Source organism: Lutibacter sp., from assembly GCF_046055765.1.
GTDB lineage: Bacteria > Bacteroidota > Bacteroidia > Flavobacteriales > Flavobacteriaceae > Lutibacter.
The window spans coordinates 1-18,182 of record NZ_JASFZF010000078.1; the positions used below are offsets into that span (position 1 = coordinate 1).

Sequence of the window (18,182 nt, forward strand, 5' to 3'; positions counted from 1 at the left end):
CCTAAAAGTGTTCCAAAAATTTCAGATTGTGTTGTTTTAATATCTGTTTGAATAGAAGTTATGTTAGTAATTGTTGAAATTAAAGGAAAACCTTCATATCTATTTTTTAACCAAGGTTCTTTTCCTCCTTCAACATCTTGCTCAGAGGTGTCAAATCTCTTCATAATATTACTAGCAATAGGGCTATCTTCTCCAATAATATTTATTATTTCAACTCTATATTCGTTAATATTTTTTAAAAATTCGTTTCCGTCTTTCGTGAATTTATCTCCAGAAAAAAAATGTTCATCAACAATTGATGTTTGATCCATTGCTTCATAATCTTTTACATTTTCTTTACCTTCAAGAAAAAAACTTTTTTTACTTTCTAAATATTCATTAAATTTATTAGATAATTCATTTACCTCTTTAGCAGTACCGTAAAGTGATTTATATTTCTCTGGTTGTTCACCTGCTTTTGTAGCTATATTAGCTAAAATTTTATTATTTTTTAATGTTGTAGACATATTATTGTCTACTAATTTTTCATTCATAAATCCAAAAGCTGAAAGAACTTCCTTAGACATATTCATAGCTAACATAGCAATGAATATTAAGTACATTAGGTTAATCATTTTCTGCCTTGCTGATAATTTACCTGAAGCCATATTAATTAGTTTTTTTGTTAATAATTTTACGTTTAATAATCAACTAACTAATTGTTTTTTGACATTGCAGATAACATACCTCCATAAACTCCATTTAATGAAGAAAGGTTTGTTGCTAAAGATTCCATTTGTTCTTTCAATTTTTCCGAATTCACTGCAACTTCATTATTAATTTCAGTTTGTCTACTAGAGTTTTCTAACTGAACTTTATACAAGCTATTTAATGATTCCATTTGAGCAGCTGCCATTGACATTTGCTCACTATATCTATTTGTTGCTGCAATTGAATCAACTGCTGGTGCAATGTTTTCAGCTGCACCTTTAAAATTTTGAATACTTTCACCCAAACTTTGCATTAAATCCGCATCTAGCTTAGCTTCTTTTAGCATAGTATCTAACTTTTGAGATAATAAACTTTGTGATTCTCTTGCATCTTTTCTATCTTTATCTCTATCTATTCCTCCTGCTAATTCTGGATACACTAAACTCCAATCTAAATCATCATCAACAGGTTCAAATGCAGAAATAGCAAATATTATTGCTTCTGTAACTAAACCTAACGTTAGCATAATATTTCCTGTTAAAAAACCTATATGAAAATGTGTAAGTTTAAAAAGTGCTCCTATTATCACAACAGATGCACCCAAGCCATAAGCCATGTTAAATATTTTTTTTGTATTTCTTGTTTGTGCCATAATTTATTTCTTTTAGTTTGGTTTAAGGTTGATTTTAATTGCCTTCAATATTAGTTCCTAGAAAATCTTGTACTGTTCTAAAACCTATATAACTTCTAGCAGAATCTGCATATTCATAATCACGAGTACTTACTTGCAAGAAATATGCTACATCTTTCCAAGAACCTCCTCTAATAATTTTTCTATGGTTTTTAGTATTTTCTACATTAGGATTCATGGTTGAACCAATATAATATGAAGCTTCGTTATAAGCTGTATTTGTCCACTCTGAAACATTTCCAGCCATATTATACAAACCATAATCATTTGGATTGTATGATTTTGCTTCCATGGTATATAGTGCACCATCTACTGCATAATCTCCTCTCGTTGGTTTAAAATTAGCTAAAAAACAACCTCTATCACTAGTAGTATAAGGACCTCCCCAAGGATAAGTTGCGAAATTTAAACCTCCACGAGCTGCATATTCCCACTCTGCCTCAGTTGCTAATCTAAAATATGGAACTGAACTAGGTTTCTTTTTTGAGCGTAAAAAATCATTTTTCTTTTTTGTTCTCCAACTACAAAATGCCTTCGCTTGACTCCAAGATACACCAACAACAGGATAATCTTCATACGCTGGATGAGAAAAATAATCTTGGTGCATTGGATCATTATATGAATAATTAAAATCTTTTACCCAAACTGTAGTATCTGGATATACTTCAACAATTTCACTTTTAATAAAATCTTTCCGTTCTCCTTTTGCTTTTGCTGCATTTCCTCTATCAAGCCATGAGTATTTGAATTTTAATTTTCTAGTATCTAAAATTCTTTTACCATCAAAACTATTTTCAATTGACAAATACATTGTATCCATTACTTCTGAATAATATTCGTCAGGAAATTCACTTGTGTTCCAAAGTAAATCTTCATTCCAATTTAACAACCTTCCTTGTAATGGAGAGTTTACATCGCCTAAACTACCATAGTTATTCATCATATACTTTTGGTAAGGCGTCATGTTTGTAGTATCAGGATTTGAAAATTGATAATCTGGTAAAATGATGTTTGTATCATCCGACATTAATTCAGATAGCATTGCAAGCTTTGTTCTTACAATTGAATCTCTTACCCAAAATACAAACTCCTTATATTCTGCATTTGTGATTTCTGTCTCATCCATATAATAGGGTCTAACAGTAACTGTTCTGGTTGGTGTAGTTAAAGATCCTGCAATATCTTCATCTTCTTTACCCATTGTAAATGAGCCTCCTGGAATTAAAACCATTCCTAATGGCTTTTGAGAGTGCCATTTTGCTTGTGATCTTTCACCAATTAATTCTCCTTGATCATTAGAGCCACAGCTATATACTAATAAAGCTACTAAAATATACAGTGATATTTTCTTCATACTAATTTTCTTCATCTATTTAGGCAAACCTATTACTAATTATTTTAAAAAACAATATTTACTTTAATCTGTTTTAAACATAAAACAGGGTGTTTTAGTATTTGAACATGCTTTTTTTAAACTAATTTTTTTAATGTTTTTATCCATCTATCAGGGATTTCCTGATTAGTTGCACTTATATAATCTTGATAAGTACATGGTATTAACGCATGTCTCTTAAATTTATTATTATCATTTAAATTAATTTCCATCCACCATCGTCCGCTTTTATTACTCTTGTGAAAATTTAAGACTTGGTCTTCAATTGGAACAATATATTTTTGATAATTATCTTTCGATCCAAACGGATAATCTTTAGCTCTATAATTAACTCCTTCAATAAAATACCATATCATTTGTGAAATTAATTGAGCCGTTTGTGATTTGATATCAAATTTAGGATTGTATTCATAAATACCAAATGATGAAACCTTATCACTTATACCTGCATAACGTGATATTGTACATATTTCTGTACCTGTAAAACCATTTGGTGTTGCATTATTATTTGCTGGAGCATCTGCATATCTAATTGAAGATAAATCTACACTTACAATATCTGCATCTCTCATTAATGGTTCAACTAATTGAATTGAATTTGAAACTTCACCTAACCTATAGGTATCAAAAAATAAACGATCTAATAAATCTATTTCATCCTGAGAATTAAAATACGTTTGGTAACCAATATTGCTATAATTAAATAAGTTATTTGGTTGATTCATTACAATTTTACTTAAATAAGATTGCGAAGTTAGTTCATCTTCAATGGAACCTAAGTCAAACTTATTATCTACAGCAACCATATTTACTGTTTGCTCAAGTGTATCGTATGCTCTATAATTAGCATAAGTTAAATCTTGACTTCCACCTATTATAACAGGTATAATTTTATTTTTAATTAAATAAGATAGTAAACTACTTAAAGCAAAGTATGTATCTTCAATTGTATTTCCTTGTTTAATAGTTCCTAAATCGGCAACATTTACAGGCCAATTCCCCGAATATAATTTATATAGTTCTTTTCTAATTTCATCCAAATTAGAGCCAGTTCCATAATTACCTATAGATGCTCTATCTTCATCTACACCAATAATTGCTATTTTTTTATTTAATATCTCAGGAAAACCATTTTGAATAGTATGAATTTCTATCAATTGACCAAGTGTTTGATTTGGCTGCATTTTGGCATGTGCCAATAATGTTTCATCAACAGGATTAAGAAATTTAAAATTCATTTTAGGGGTTTAAATTTTTCTTTTTCGATGCCAAGTTAATCAAAAAAAATTATTTTTTAGTTGTTTTACGTTTTGTTATTTTTTTTGCAGCTTTCTTTTTGGGGGATTTTTTTTCTATTATATCTTTAACTTCTTCTAAAGTTAGTTTTGTTGCGTCTATTGTTTTAGGTAATTCAATTTTAATTTTACCCTTTAAAATATTAGACCTTCCCCAACGTGCTTTTTCAACTCTAATTCCTTCTTTCTCCCAATTATGAAGTACTTTTTCAATTTCTTTTCGTTTTTTATCTTCAATTAATTCAACAATATTTTCATAGGTTAAATTATCAAAATCGTATTTTTTATTTACATTGATAAAAATACTATTCCATTTAATAAATGGCCCGAAACGTCCAACACCTTTTTGAACTGGGAAACTTTCGTATTCTGCAATGGGCGCATCAGCTTTTTGCTTTTCCTTAATTAGTTCAATAGCTCTATTAATATCAACAGACATTGGGTTTTCATCTCTAGGAATTGATACAAACTTGGTATCATATTTAATATAAGGTCCAAAACGACCATTAGCAACAATCACCTCAACATCTTCATAACTGCCAATAACCTTTGGAAGTTTAAATAAGTCCATTGCTTCTTCATACGTAATAGATGTTAATGTTTGCCCATTTTGAAGACTTGCAAACTTAGGTTTTTCTTCATCACTTACTTCTCCAATTTGTATCATTGCTCCAAATCTTCCTAATCGAGCATACACATTTTTACCGCTTTTTGGATCAACACCTAGCAAACGTTCTCCTTTTGCTCGTTCAGCATTTGCAGCTACATTTTCAACAATTGGATGAAAATTATTATAAAATTCTTTAATTCTTTCAATCCAATCTGCTTTTCCTTCAGCAATCGCATCAAATTCAGACTCTACTCTTGCTGTAAATCCGAAGTCTAAAATATTTGAAAAATTTTCTACTAAGAAGTCATTTACAATATTACCAATATCAGTTGGGATTAATTTTCCTTTATCTGATCCTACTTTTTCAGTTAAATTTTTTGTAGTTACTTTTTTACTTTCTAGTTTTAACTGTGTATAATTTCTATCTACTCCCTCAATAGTTCCTTTTTCAACATATTCTCTTCGTTGAATTGTTGAAATTGTTGGTGCATAAGTGGACGGACGTCCAATCCCTAATTCCTCTAATCTTTTCACCAAAGATGCTTCTGTATAACGGTATGAAGCTTTTGTATAACGCTCTGTTGCAGTCATAAAATTATTAATTAAAGTTTCACCAGTTATCATTTTAGGCAACATTCCTTCTTGCTCTTCATCTTCGTTATCTGTACCTTCTAAATACACCTTTAAAAAACCGTCAAATTTTATCATTTCACCATTTGCTGTGAAAACTTTATCATTATTTGAGTTTGTAATTTTAACATTGGTACGTTCTAACTGTGCATCACTCATTTGAGAAGCAATGGTTCTTTTCCAAATTAAGCTGTACAATCTATCTTGGTCAAAATCAACCGAAACAGACTGTGTACTCATATTAGTAGGTCTTATAGCTTCGTGAGCTTCTTGTGCCCCTTTAGACTTATTTCTGAAATTTCTTGGCTTACTATAAGCTTCTCCATATGATGTTATTATTTCTTCTTGTGCAGCAATTTTCGCATCATCAGAAAGGTTCACACTATCCGTTCTCATATAAGTAATAAGACCGGCTTCGTACAAACGTTGTGCTATCATCATTGTTTTTGCTACTGGAAAATACAATTTTCTTGATGCCTCTTGTTGTAATGTTGAAGTTGTAAATGGTGATGCAGGAGTTTTTTTAGCTGGTTTCTTTTGTAAATCACTTACTTTAAAATCTACTGCTATACACGAGTTTAAAAATGATTCAGCATCTTCTTTTGTGTCGAAATTTTTAGGTAATGATGCTTTAAATTTTTTACCTCCTTCAGTAATAAATTCAGCAATAACTTTATATGATGCTTTTGGCTTAAAATTAGTAATTTCACGTTCTTTTTCAACAATTAAACGAACGGCTACAGATTGAACTCTACCAGCCGACAAACCCCCTTTAATTTTTCTCCAAAGCACTGGCGATAACTCATATCCAACTAATCTATCTAAAACTCTACGCGCTTGTTGTGCGTTTACCAAATTGTAATCTATACTTCTTGGATTTTCAACAGCTTTTAAAATTGCTTTTTTTGTAATTTCGTGAAAAACAATTCGTTTGGTGTTAATATTTTTTAATTTTAGTTGCTCGTATAAATGCCAAGCAATAGCTTCTCCCTCGCGATCCTCATCCGATGCCAACCAAACAGTCTCTGCTTTTTTTGCTAAATCTTTTAATTTTTTTACAATTGCTTTTTTATCGGTTGCAACTACATATTTTGGCATAAAATCACCGTCTACATTTATTCCAATTTCTTTTGAAGGTAAATCTGCAATATGTCCAAAACTAGATTCTACTTGAAAATCTTTTCCTAAAAAATTCTCTATTGTTTTTGCTTTTGCAGGTGACTCAACTATTACTAAATTTTTAGCCATATTTCTTTATAAAATTACTTTTTCAGCTCCCAATAATTCTTTTTTCGTCATCAAAATTATTTTGATTCATATCGAGATTTTGGATTGCAAAAGTATATAGAATTTATTTAATATGAATTTAACTTCTAAAAATAAGTCTATTTTTACTTACTATTTTTCAAAAATAATAAGCTCTCATAAAAAAAACATCCATTAAAAACAGTTTTTTAATGGATGTTTTTTTATATACACGCTATGGTGCCACTTAAAATGTACTGATACTTTTTATTAATTTTTCTAACTTTTCAATTTTTGATTCAAGTTTATCTAATCTATTTTCTTGTTTTTTCATTATTTCAACCCATTCATTCGTTTTTAATCCAACTGAAACATTAATTAAACTAACTTTTTGCCCATTAGAACTAGACCAAGCTTTACCTATTACATTTTTCACTTCTTTTAATTGTAATTCTTCTATTTTAACTGCTTTGGCATAACCATCATTATAACCACTTGCAATTATGTAATCTCCTATTTCTACATTTCCTAATGTTAATACAGGAACCTGCCCCATAAAACCAACTTTTTCAAAATCTTTCTTTCTGGCTTCATCTGGCATATTTCCTAAAACAATTGGTGCTAATGAAATTGACATTACTTGGTCCGCATCTGTTGTATTTCTAGATATTTTACCTCCTTTTACACCCACAACTTCACCAAATACAAATTTATCTGTTAAATCTTCTTTTTCTAGCCATTCTGCATAATCTGCTCCTTTAGAACCATAAATTACACCTTGATTCATTGCAACTTGTTTTGCGGCAAGTACCAATGGAACTAAAGCTAATCCCCAAGGTGTTTCTGGCATAAAACCAGGATTTCCATTACGCATTCCCCAACTAACCATGGCTCCTACATCACTTGCTGCACCTGCTGCTGCAGTAGGATTCCAAAACCCATTAAAATCTAATGTTGGGAATGAGCCCACATTTAATGTTGGGAATACCCCTCCATTTAAAGTTGGAAATGCCCCTCCATTTAAGGTTGGAAACGAACCTGCTGTTAATCTTGGCAATGAGCCATTGTCAAAATTAAATTCAAACTTTGTAAAATTTATTGAAAGAGATGGTGCTCTACCTCTATATAAAGAAGGCAATGTCCCCACATTTAAAGAAGGCAATGTCCCCACATTTAATAATGGTAATGAACCTCCTGTTAAAGAAGGTAATGAACCTCCAGTTAACACATTACTAAAATCAAATATATTAATTAGGTTTCCAAAATCTGGTATTGGGAAAGATTCCCATAAATCGCCTGCTAATAAATCGTAACTTTCTATTCTTCCTGCTATATAATCATCATTTCCATAAAATGTGATAAATCTATTTCTAAAACCTAATTTGTTACTAACATTTCCTTGTATTCTAATTGCAATACCATCGGCAGTGTTCCCATTAGAAGAGTTTGTATTTTCAAACAAAGCAACATGGTCTCCATAAGCTCCTCCATCACTTTTAACTACTAAATTTTTCATAGTTAAATCAGACTCGAAATTTGCAGTTCCCTCAACTGTTAAATCACTTTTTAAAAGTGTATTACCCCCTACATTTAAGTCACTTACCAAATTAGTTACTCTTCCTACATTCAAATCACTGTTAAGGTTTGCAACTCCATCAACATTTAATTCTCCTATTATTCTTGTTATTTTTTCTACAAGTAAGTCTCCTGAAAGATTAGTTGAATTACCATTTGTTACATTTAATGAATTATTTAAGTTGGTAACTCCATCTACAGTTAAATTATTGCGAAGGTTTGTCTGCCCGTCTACATCCATATCTCCTTTTAAAACTACTTTTCCATCGAAAGTTGATGTGCCTACAACTGACATGCTTTGATTTAAAACTGCATCACCATCAATGGTTAAATTATTGTGAAGATTTGTTTGACCGTCTACATCCATATCTCCTTTTAAAGCTACTTTTCCTTCAAATGTTGAAGTACCTACAACTAACATGCTTTGATTTAAAACTGCATCACCATCAACTGTTAAATTATTGCGAAGGTTTGTTTGTCCATCTACATCCATATCTCCTTTTAAAGCTACTTTTCCATCGAAAGTTGATGTGCCTACAACTGACATGTTTTGATTTAAAACTGCATCACCATCTACGGTTAAATTATTTCGAAGGTTCGTTTGACCGTCTACATCCATATCTCCTTTTAAAACTACTTTTCCATCGAAAGTTGATGTGCCTACAACTGACATGCTTTGATTTAAAACTGCATCACCATCTACGGTTAAATTATTGTGAAGATTTGTTTGACCGTCTACATCCATATCTCCTTTTAAAGAAACTTTATTTTCAAAAGTTGAAACACCAACAACAGACATATTTTTACTTAAAATAATATCACCATTAACTGTTAATTCTTTGTTTAAGGTTGTATTTCCGCTTACCATTAAATTATTGCCCAAATTTACTTCACCACTAACTAACAATTCGTTTTCTAATTTTGTTTCTCCTTTAACGGTTAATTTATTGTTTAAAATAACTTCTCCATCTATGTTTAAACCTTTTTTGAAGTTTGTTTCTCCTTCTACTGTTAAATCACCAGATGCTGTGATATCTCTATGGTACGCATAAGGAACAAAGGTTAATTTTTGATTTCCGAGTGACACAAAGTTATTTCCTCCTTTAAAATCAATATCTACTTCTAGATTTTTTGGTAATCCATCCCAATTAATTTCTGTAAAATCTACACCTCCAGTTTGAGTTCCTTCCCCTATAAAAAGATTGATTATTCCGAAGGAATCTGTAGTGGTATTTTGTATTTCTTGATAATCTACTCCACCATTATCATTCGTAATTGTAAAACGAATACTAATTGCTGTATTTGGTAAAATAGTTCCTGAGGCATCTACGCCTAGTAACTCCTGATTTTGAGGATTTAAAATCACCGCCTGATAACTTATACCATCTGTTTGTGCATGTATAGATGCTCCAATTAAAAGTGCTATGATTAGGGAATAAAATTTTTTCATGATATTATTTTTTTAGTTATGATTTTAATTTGATAAATAATCCAAAACCAAAATTATGAGTAACTAATCTTAATTTTTCTTGATCTGAATTTGAAACTGAATTTCGCATTTGTTTACTTTTGCCTCCCATATATTGAATGAATAGCTTCACATTTTCTGAAATTGGGTAGTCTATAAATGTACCAGCTCTAAAAAAGTAATTTGTTTGGTCAAAATCATCTTCTCCTACCAAATCATACACCGTATTATTTAGTGTTTGAGTTCCTTGAATAATAAACTCCGATGAAAATGTACCTTTTACATAAAAATTAAATTTTTTAATATTAAAAAGTCTAAAATCTAGCCCAAGATTTAAACCTAAATAAGAAGTCTCCCATTCAAAGTAGCTATTTACACTTGTATCACTACCTATTGCGCCATAAGTACTATAGTTGGTACCTAAAGATACATGTATAAAATCTTTAAATATTTTTGTTCTATAACCAACATACATATAATTTTGGTTAGTAGATTGTAAATTATCTAGTTGATTTCCTTGAGAGTTTTTATAATCAAAACTAGTAATAGCTTTACCTGTTTCTAACACCAATTGTTGACTATTTGCTTGAAAACTGAACAAGTTGCCTATTATAAGTAAAATGTATAATTTTTTCATAATTTGTTTATTTTTTAATCAATCGTGCTAAAAATTTTCGATTTCCAGAGCTTAAGTTTAGTAAATAAATTCCTGAAGAATACAATGCCATATCTAGCTTAAAGGAATTTGTTGGGTTTTTTGAAGTGTTTATTATTATCTTACCTGCTACGTCATACATAGTAATATTGATAGGTAATTTTAATTCTTCTAAAAATTGTACCGTAATAAAAGTATCTACCGGATTTGGGAATACCAAAGCATTTAAATCTGAATTGGAATTTGAAATGACTTCCACACTAATTGGTGGTTGCTGAAATCCTTGACGAATGGTATTTTTACCATTAATTAATGTGCCCGTAACACTAAATTGCCCCACACTTTGGCTAACGTAGTAGGTGTTTTCTGAATTAGTGATTTGAGTTGAGGAACCACTATTTCCTAAGGTGACTCTTTGTAAGTTTTGCGCATTTATTGAAAAGCAACAAAAACAAACAATAAGCATTAAAGTTATTGATTTCATTTTGTAAGTGTTTAGTTAGTAGAATATTAGATTACAATATATGATTTTAATAGTTTCTCAATTTACAAAAATTCTTATTGGATTTAAAATAGGGATTGACCCTGATATTTCTAGGGGTTAACTCTTAGAAAATGGGTAAATTTTGAAAAACCCACTTTAAAAGACTATTTTTTTCAGGTTTCAAATTGAGTTTTTTGCAAATATTGTATCTATGAGAATCGATGGTTTTTGTAGAAACAAATAACATTTCTGCTATTTCTTTGGTGGTTTTTTCTTGAGCAATTAATTTTAGCACATTAATTTCTGATTTGGTAAAAATGGAAAAATCTATAATAGGGTCTTCTATAAAATTTTCAATTTCCTTACTGTAATATTTCTTTCCTAACATTACAGTTTTAATACAGTATGCAATTTGATTTATTGAGAATTCTTTTAGTACATAACCTTCAATTCCCAGTTTATTAATTTCATTAAAAAGACTTCTCTCTTTATGCAGTGTTAAAAAAATTATTTTGGTTGGAATTTTTGCTTGTCTAATTTTTTTTGCAACTTCAATTCCATCTAAAAAAGGCATTTCAATATCTAAAATTGTAATGGCAGGTTTAATTTCAGAAACTAATTGCAATGCTTCAGCACCATTATTTGCTTTAAATATTTCAACTCCAAAAATTTCTTTTTCAATCACTGAAATAATTCCTTCTAACAATAAAGGATGGTCATCTGCAACTACTATTTTTATTTTTACTTCCATTATTTATAAGATATTATGGTAATAATGGTTCCTTTATTTTTTTCAGAATTAAAGCTAATATTTCCTTTTAAAAAGGCAACTCTTTCTTGTAGAGATTTTAAACCAAAACTTTTTTGCTTTTCATTATTTTTTTCAAAATTAAAACCAGATCCATTATCTTGAATTGTAATGGTTACTCTATTTCCATCCTTTTTAATATTAATTTTTGCAGCCGTAGCACCTGAATGTTTCATAATGTTATTAAAACACTCCTGAATTATTCTGTATAAATAAATTTCTTTTTCCTTCGGAAAAAAATTATCTATGTTTTCAATTTCATCAGAAAAGAAAATAGTTGTAAGGCTGTTTAAATCTTCAACAATATTTTCTATTGCTTTTGTTAGCCCAAATTTTTCTAACTGTATTGGATGTAAATTACGTGATATAGATCGTATATCTTCTATTGTTTTATCTACAAGTTTTGACGTCTTATCGGGATTTAATGTTAATGAATTTTTTATAAGTAGTAAATTTTGCCCTACTCCATCGTGTAACTCTTTAGAAACCCTTTTTCGTTCTTTTTCTTGTTCTTGCAATAAACCTCTCGAAAATTGTTGTTCTAGTAGTTGTTTTTTCTTCGTAAACCTGTACGAACGGTAGGAAAAAATAATGATAAAAATTAACAACAAACCAACAGCTCCAAACAATATTTGTTGGTTTTTAATTTTGTTTTGAGCATCTAACAGTGAAATTTTATTTTCTTGTTCCACAATTTTTGCATCCCGTTTTTCAGTTTCGTAAAGCGTTTGGTAATAGGATAAAACTTTTGCTTTTTTTAATCCTGTTACCGAATCTTTTAATTGTTGGTATTTTATTAAATGCTTATTTGCTTTTTTATCTTCACCAAGGGCAGCATATACTTTTGCTAAAAATTGCTCTGCTTCTTCTAATCCTTCAGATTGCTTAATTTTAGTCTTATATGTATAATAATCTTTTCCATATTGCAAAGCTAGTTTGTATTGTTTTTTCGCAAAAGCCAATCTCATTTTTGCTTCTTTATAAAAAGCTATAGTTTCACCAGGAGCATTTTTTCGTTTTTCTTGTTCTAATAATTTCCAATACTTTTTTGCGCTAGAAATATTATTTATTTCAGCTTGGCCAATAACCATTCCTGCTAAATAAATTGGTTTATAATATGCTTTATAACGAGATTGTTCTACTTCTTTTAATGCCTTTTCCAAATATTTTATACGTTCTTTTAATTTTCCACGGGTTCTTAATTCTGCCGAATAATTAAAATAAATTTGTGATAAAAATAAGTGATGTTCTTCTTTTTTGGCAAGTTCAATGGCTTCTTTTCGTTCTTTTTCGGCTTCTTTATAAAACCCGTTTCCTGAATATAAACTCACCATTATATTTTTCACATTAATAATGGCATTTACACCTCCAGAAGCTTTAAAATATGGAATAGATTTTTGAAGGTTTTGAGAAGATTCAATTAACTTCCCTAAGCTATAATTAACCATTCCTTTACCCATATATATTTCACCTATTGCTTGAGAATCGGTTGTTTTTACGGCTGATACTAAAGCTTTATTATAATAGGACATTGCTTTGTTATATTGATCCATATTATAATATTGTAAGGCACCCGCTTTGTAAAAATTTGCCAGCCTACGAGGTGTTTTTACTTGAGAAATATGATTTTTTTCAAAATCTAAAAATATTTTTTCAGAAGAAAGCAAATCTCCTTTTGCTCCTGTAAAATAATACATTCTATTTACTATGTGATAAGCTGCTAAATCTGCTGAATCTAATTGTAAGGATAAATTAATTGTCTCTTTTGCAAGCGAATCAAACGGGAATCCTTTTTTTCTCCACACCAAAGAAGTTAAACTATTAAGTAATACCAATCGTTCTTTATTCGTAGCTTTTTCAACTTTATTTGTTAATGCATCTACTTGGATTTTTGAAGGAACTTCTTGAGCAGTTAAACTTATGGTAAAAAGAATAAATAGGGTTAGGAGATTTTTCATTGTGATAAATATAGAAAAATTAAACTACTTTGCTTCCAACTGCTCTTCTAAGAATTCTCTAAACAGTTTGTCAAAATTTTGAATTTTAAATATTCTTTTAAATAAATTCCTCCTAACTAAAGTTGTATGGCTTTACTAAATAACAACAATACGCACTATATCTAGAAACATTCTCTCTGTTAAAATTCTGCCAATCTGTCATATTTTTCAAAAATTGGTTATATCTTTGCAATTGAATATATAAGATATATGGGTAGCGAAAAAGTAATAGAAGAAAAAAATCAAGGTCAAGCACTTTTAACAGATAAAAAAGAAGGTAATAGTAAAAAACTGTATATAGAAAGTTATGGTTGCCAAATGAATTTAAACGATAGTGAAATAGTTGCCTCAATTCTTTCTAAAGAAGGATACAACACTACACATTTAATAGAGGAAGCCGATTTAGTATTAGTAAATACCTGTTCAATTAGAGAAAAAGCTGAGCAAACAGTTCGTAAACGTCTGCAAAAATACAATGCTATAAAAAAAATTAACCCAACAATGAAAGTGGGCGTTTTGGGTTGTATGGCAGAACGTTTAAAAGCTAAATTTTTAGAAGAAGAAAAAATAGTTGATTTAGTTGTTGGTCCAGATGCTTACAGAGATTTACCTAATTTATTAGAAGAAGTGGGCTCAGGCCGTGATGCAATAAATGTTATTTTATCTAAAGAAGAAACCTATGCAGATGTTTCTCCAGTTCGTTTAAATAGTAATGGTGTTTCAGCTTTTGTATCGATAACAAGAGGTTGTGATAATATGTGTACTTTTTGCGTAGTTCCATTTACGCGTGGTAGAGAACGCAGTAGAGAACCTAAAAGTATTTTAGAAGAAGTGAAACAATTAAGCGACAAAAATTACAAAGAAGTTACACTACTAGGTCAAAATGTAGATAGTTACCTTTGGTATGGTGGTGGCTTAAAAAAGGATTTTAAAAATGCTTCAGAAATTGCCAAAGCAACTGCAATAGGCTTTGCTCAACTGTTAGATATGGTTGCTACTGCATTTCCTAAAATAAGAATTCGTTTTTCTACTTCAAATCCACAGGATATGGATTTAAACGTAATTCATACAATGGCAAAACATGAAAATATTTGTAAATATATTCATTTACCTGTTCAATCTGGAAGTACTTCAGTATTAAAAAGAATGAATAGACAACATACACGTGAAGAGTACATGGAATTGATTGATAACATTAAAAAAATAATTCCTGATTGTGCTTTATCACAAGATATGATGACTGGTTTTTGCGGAGAAATTGAAGAAGAGCATCAAAATACTTTAAGTTTATTAGAGTATGTCAAATACGATTTTGGGTTTATGTTTGCCTATTCAGAAAGACCAGGAACACCTGCTGCTAAAAAAATGCCAGACGATATTCCTTTAGCTGTTAAAAAAAGACGTTTAGCTGAGATAATTCAAATTCAACAAAAACACAGCCTATACCGCTTAGAAAAATTTGTTGGTAAAACTGTTGAAATATTAATAGAAGGTACTTCCAAAAAATCGGATGCCCATTGGAAAGGTCGAAATTCTCAAAATGCCGTTGCTGTTTTCCCAAAAGGGAATGAAAAAATTGGTGATTTTGTAAATGTTTATATCGAAAATTGTACCTCAGCAACCTTACTAGGAAAAAGAGTTTAGTTATGGAATCATTACAAGTAATAAAACAACGTTTTGAAATTATTGGAAACGATATTCATTTAAATAGGTCACTTGAAAAAGCCATTAGAGTTGCACCAACAGATATTTCTGTATTGGTAACTGGCGAAAGTGGTGTTGGTAAAGAAAATATTCCCAAAATAATTCACCATTTATCACATAGAAAACACGCCAAGTACATTGCTGTAAACTGTGGTGCAATTCCTGAAGGAACTATTGATAGTGAACTTTTTGGACATGAAAAAGGTGCTTTTACAGGAGCAACTGCTGCACGTAAAGGATATTTTGAAGTCACTGATGGTGGTACTATCTTTTTAGATGAAGTTGGTGAATTGCCATTAACTACACAAGTTAGATTATTGCGTGTTTTAGAAAATGGTGAGTTCATAAAAGTGGGGTCTTCACAGGTACAAAAAACGAATGTTCGCATTGTTGCAGCAACTAATTTAAATATGCAAAAAGCTATTGAAAAAGGAAAGTTTAGGGAAGATTTATACTATCGTTTAAGTACTATTGAAATAAATTTACCGCCTTTACGTGAGCGTTTGGCTGACATTCATTTATTATTTAGAAAATTCGCTGCAGATTTTGCTCATAAATATAAAATGCCAACAGTGAGACTTTCAAATAATGCCATAAAAATGTTAGAGAATTATGGTTTTCCAGGGAATATTAGACAATTACGTAATCTCGCTGAACAAATTTCTGTAGTTGAAGAAAATCGAGAAATTTCTTCAGAAAATTTATTACAATATTTACCTAATAAAGGCACTAATTTACCATCAGTAATTAATAGTGAAAAATCAAATAGTGATTTTGCCAACGAACGAGATATTATGTATAAAATTTTACTTGATATGCGGAATGATATCAACGATTTAAAGAAATTAACGTTAGATTTAATGGAGAGTGGTGATACTGATAAGGTACAGAAAGAAAATAAAAGCCTAATTGAAAAAATATATAAAGAAGAAACTTCTAAAGTTCCTCATGAAAATGAAGTTGAAGTAGTTCGAATTAACGAAAATTATAGCGATAACAAAAATTATGAATTTGCTGAAACTATAGATGCCGATGAAAGTTTATCTATTCAAGACAAAGAAATTGAACTAATAAAAAAATCATTAGAAAGAAACAATGGTAAACGAAAACTAGCAGCTAAAGAATTAGGAATTTCTGAAAGAACTTTATATCGTAAAATAAAACAATACGATTTATAGTTTAAATAATTAACTTTGATGTTTCTCAAAGCATATTTAAAACATTTTAATGAAAAAATTTAGTTACTTAATTATATTTCTATTAATAGTTACAACTCAAAGTTGTGGCATTTATTCATTCACAGGAACCACCATTAATCCAAATGTAAAAACGGTACAAATAGATTATTTTCCAAACAACGCAATATTAGTTGAACCGTCATTAAGTCAAGAATTTACCATAAGGTTTCAAGATTTGTTTACAACACAAACAAATTTAACTTCCGTAAAATCGGGTGGGGATTTACAGTTTGAAGGAGAAATTACAGGGTATAAAATTAACCCAATGACAGCTACTGCTGATCAAACAGCTGCACAAAACAGACTTACAATTACAGTAAATGTTCGTTTTTATAACAATATCGTTGAAGAAGATAATTTTGAGCGAACTTTCTCTCACTATTATGATTTTGATGCTAATGCACAGCTAACTGGTAGTATTTTAGATGATGCATTTAATGAAATTTTGGAACGCATAACACAAGATATTTTTAATGCTTCAGTAGCAAAGTGGTAAACTAATGAATAGTACTGATTACACATATTTATTACAAAATCCCAAAAGTATAAATACTTTAAAAACACAACAATTAGAAGAAATTGTTGATGAGTTCCCTTATTTTCAATCTGCTAAAGCTCTATGGCTAAATGGACTTAACAAAACCAAAAGTTATAAATACAACTCCGCATTAAAAAAAACAGCTGCTTACACAATTAATAGAAAAGTACTTTTTGACTTTATTACATCTCCAATATTTATAAATAAAATAAATTTAAAAGAAGAATTATTAGAAGACATTGAAATTATTGAAGCTGAAACTGTTAAAATATTACATCAAAAAATAACAGATTCACTTGATGCAAGTATTGAAGAAAAAGTAGCTATTAAACCTTCCGTTAAAAAAATTGAGGAAACAACACAACAAGCGTCTGAAATTTTAGAAATTGGAAAACCAATTCAATTCAGCAGTATCGAACCACATTCATTTAATGAATGGATGCAATTAGTTAATCAAAAACCTATTGAAAGAGAACAAAAAGAAATAGATAAATTTAGTGTTATCGATACCTTTATTAAAACAAATCCAAAAATAAAACCAGTAGATAAAAATCGTAAAAATACTGATATTTCTAAAGAAAGCTCCAAAGAAAATAATAGTCTAATGACTGAAACTTTAGCTAAAGTATATTTAGAACAGAAAAAGTACGAAAATGCCATAAAAGCTTATCACATTTTAAGTTTGAAATATCCAGAAAAAAGTGGTTTCTTTGCAGACCGAATTAAAGCAATAAAAATTTTACAAAAAAATAAGTCATGATATATACGCTATTTTTAATTCTAATTATGATTGTAGCATTTTTGCTAATACTAATTATTATGGTACAAAACCCTAAAGGTGGAGGATTATCTTCTTCTTTTGGTGGTGGTGGAACACAATCACTTGGAGGTGTTCAAAATACAACTAACTTTTTAGATAAAAGTACTTGGACACTATCAATCATGTTACTTACCCTAATTTTACTATCAAATTTTGTAGCACCAAAAGTAAATATTGTTAATGCAAGTTCAGAAATTGAAAATACTATTGAAAATCGTGAAGTACAAGATACACCAGCGTTACCAGTTGAACAAACTGCAACAACATCTTTAAAAGATTCAGCTCAATAATAAATATTTCAAGAAATAGATAATTAAAATGCCAACGTAAATGACACGTTG

At 29.8% G+C, this 18,182-nt stretch carries 14 protein-coding genes and 1 pseudogene; 5 read left to right on the forward strand and 10 right to left on the reverse strand.

What is annotated here, in order from left to right:
* The 10 genes and pseudogenes from QM495_RS07950 to QM495_RS07995 form a co-directional block, all read right to left on the reverse strand.
* Positions 1-647: pseudogene (locus tag QM495_RS07950) on the reverse strand (gliding motility protein GldM); the annotation flags it as partial.
* Between the two features lie 47 nt (positions 648-694).
* Complete coding sequence (gldL, locus tag QM495_RS07955; RefSeq protein ID WP_408671576.1) at positions 695-1,342, reverse strand: gliding motility protein GldL; 648 nt, start codon at positions 1,340-1,342, stop codon at positions 695-697.
* Positions 1,343-1,376: 34 nt separating this feature from the next.
* The gene (gene gldK, locus QM495_RS07960) at positions 1,377-2,735 is read right to left on the reverse strand and encodes a gliding motility lipoprotein GldK (protein ID WP_408671605.1); all 1,359 of its coding nucleotides are present in this window, start codon (positions 2,733-2,735) and stop codon (positions 1,377-1,379) included.
* Between the two features lie 116 nt (positions 2,736-2,851).
* A complete protein-coding gene (locus QM495_RS07965) occupies positions 2,852-4,012 on the reverse strand; it encodes a formimidoylglutamase (RefSeq protein WP_408671577.1) in 1,161 nt (386 codons plus the stop codon).
* A 49-nt stretch (positions 4,013-4,061) separates the two neighbouring features.
* A complete protein-coding gene (gene topA / locus QM495_RS07970) occupies positions 4,062-6,557 on the reverse strand; it encodes a type I DNA topoisomerase (protein WP_408671578.1) in 2,496 nt (831 codons plus the stop codon).
* Positions 6,558-6,801: 244 nt separating this feature from the next.
* On the reverse strand, positions 6,802-9,579 hold the full coding sequence (locus QM495_RS07975) for a hypothetical protein (protein WP_408671579.1): 2,778 nt from the start codon (positions 9,577-9,579) through the stop codon (positions 6,802-6,804).
* Between the two features lie 16 nt (positions 9,580-9,595).
* A complete protein-coding gene (locus tag QM495_RS07980) occupies positions 9,596-10,234 on the reverse strand; it encodes a hypothetical protein (protein WP_408671580.1) in 639 nt (212 codons plus the stop codon).
* Between the two features lie 7 nt (positions 10,235-10,241).
* Positions 10,242-10,736 (reverse strand): T9SS type A sorting domain-containing protein, encoded by a 495-nt coding sequence (locus QM495_RS07985; protein WP_408671581.1) that lies wholly within the window; start codon positions 10,734-10,736, stop codon positions 10,242-10,244.
* Between the two features lie 124 nt (positions 10,737-10,860).
* Positions 10,861-11,487, reverse strand: a complete 627-nt coding sequence (locus QM495_RS07990) for a response regulator (protein WP_408671582.1) — start codon at positions 11,485-11,487, stop codon at positions 10,861-10,863.
* On the reverse strand, positions 11,487-13,502 hold the full coding sequence (locus tag QM495_RS07995; protein ID WP_408671583.1) for an ATP-binding protein: 2,016 nt from the start codon (positions 13,500-13,502) through the stop codon (positions 11,487-11,489). Before QM495_RS07995 ends, QM495_RS07990 begins: the two co-directional genes overlap by 1 nt.
* A gap of 249 nt (positions 13,503-13,751) precedes the next feature.
* Here QM495_RS07995 and miaB point away from each other — a divergent pair, with 249 nt between their 5' ends.
* Genes miaB through secG form a run of 5 tightly spaced genes read left to right on the forward strand, consistent with a single transcriptional unit; the run spans position 13,752 to position 18,131 of the window.
* Positions 13,752-15,185, forward strand: coding sequence for a tRNA (N6-isopentenyl adenosine(37)-C2)-methylthiotransferase MiaB (miaB, locus tag QM495_RS08000; protein ID WP_408671584.1), 1,434 nt, complete (start codon positions 13,752-13,754; stop codon positions 15,183-15,185).
* Between the two features lie 2 nt (positions 15,186-15,187).
* Entirely contained in the window at positions 15,188-16,423 is a 1,236-nt protein-coding gene (locus QM495_RS08005; protein ID WP_408671585.1) for a sigma 54-interacting transcriptional regulator, read from the forward strand.
* A gap of 49 nt (positions 16,424-16,472) precedes the next feature.
* Complete coding sequence (locus QM495_RS08010) at positions 16,473-16,979, forward strand: LptE family protein (RefSeq protein WP_408671586.1); 507 nt, start codon at positions 16,473-16,475, stop codon at positions 16,977-16,979.
* A gap of 4 nt (positions 16,980-16,983) precedes the next feature.
* Positions 16,984-17,781: a hypothetical protein gene (locus QM495_RS08015; RefSeq protein ID WP_408671587.1), complete on the forward strand. Its 798-nt coding sequence runs from the start codon at positions 16,984-16,986 to the stop codon at positions 17,779-17,781.
* Positions 17,778-18,131: a preprotein translocase subunit SecG gene (gene secG, locus QM495_RS08020; RefSeq protein ID WP_408671588.1), complete on the forward strand. Its 354-nt coding sequence runs from the start codon at positions 17,778-17,780 to the stop codon at positions 18,129-18,131. The genes QM495_RS08015 and secG overlap by 4 nt, the downstream gene beginning before the upstream one ends.
* The last annotated feature ends 51 nt before the right edge of the window (positions 18,132-18,182 follow it).

Excerpts from the sequence above, each read along its gene's own strand:
- gldL (WP_408671576.1), bottom strand. The coding sequence starts at position 1,342 with ATGGCACAAACAAGAAATACAAAAAAAATATTTAACATGGCTTATGGC.
- gldK (WP_408671605.1), bottom strand. The coding sequence starts at position 2,735 with ATGAAGAAAATATCACTGTATATTTTAGTAGCTTTATTAGTATATAGC.
- QM495_RS07965 (WP_408671577.1), bottom strand. The coding sequence starts at position 4,012 with ATGAATTTTAAATTTCTTAATCCTGTTGATGAAACATTATTGGCACAT.
- topA (WP_408671578.1), bottom strand. The coding sequence starts at position 6,557 with ATGGCTAAAAATTTAGTAATAGTTGAGTCACCTGCAAAAGCAAAAACA.
- QM495_RS07975 (WP_408671579.1), bottom strand. The coding sequence starts at position 9,579 with ATGAAAAAATTTTATTCCCTAATCATAGCACTTTTAATTGGAGCATCT.
- QM495_RS07980 (WP_408671580.1), bottom strand. The coding sequence starts at position 10,234 with ATGAAAAAATTATACATTTTACTTATAATAGGCAACTTGTTCAGTTTT.
- QM495_RS07985 (WP_408671581.1), bottom strand. The coding sequence starts at position 10,736 with ATGAAATCAATAACTTTAATGCTTATTGTTTGTTTTTGTTGCTTTTCA.
- QM495_RS07990 (WP_408671582.1), bottom strand. The coding sequence starts at position 11,487 with ATGGAAGTAAAAATAAAAATAGTAGTTGCAGATGACCATCCTTTATTG.
- QM495_RS07995 (WP_408671583.1), bottom strand. The coding sequence starts at position 13,502 with ATGAAAAATCTCCTAACCCTATTTATTCTTTTTACCATAAGTTTAACT.
- miaB (WP_408671584.1), top strand. The coding sequence starts at position 13,752 with ATGGGTAGCGAAAAAGTAATAGAAGAAAAAAATCAAGGTCAAGCACTT.
- QM495_RS08005 (WP_408671585.1), top strand. The coding sequence starts at position 15,188 with ATGGAATCATTACAAGTAATAAAACAACGTTTTGAAATTATTGGAAAC.
- QM495_RS08010 (WP_408671586.1), top strand. The coding sequence starts at position 16,473 with ATGAAAAAATTTAGTTACTTAATTATATTTCTATTAATAGTTACAACT.
- QM495_RS08015 (WP_408671587.1), top strand. The coding sequence starts at position 16,984 with ATGAATAGTACTGATTACACATATTTATTACAAAATCCCAAAAGTATA.
- secG (WP_408671588.1), top strand. The coding sequence starts at position 17,778 with ATGATATATACGCTATTTTTAATTCTAATTATGATTGTAGCATTTTTG.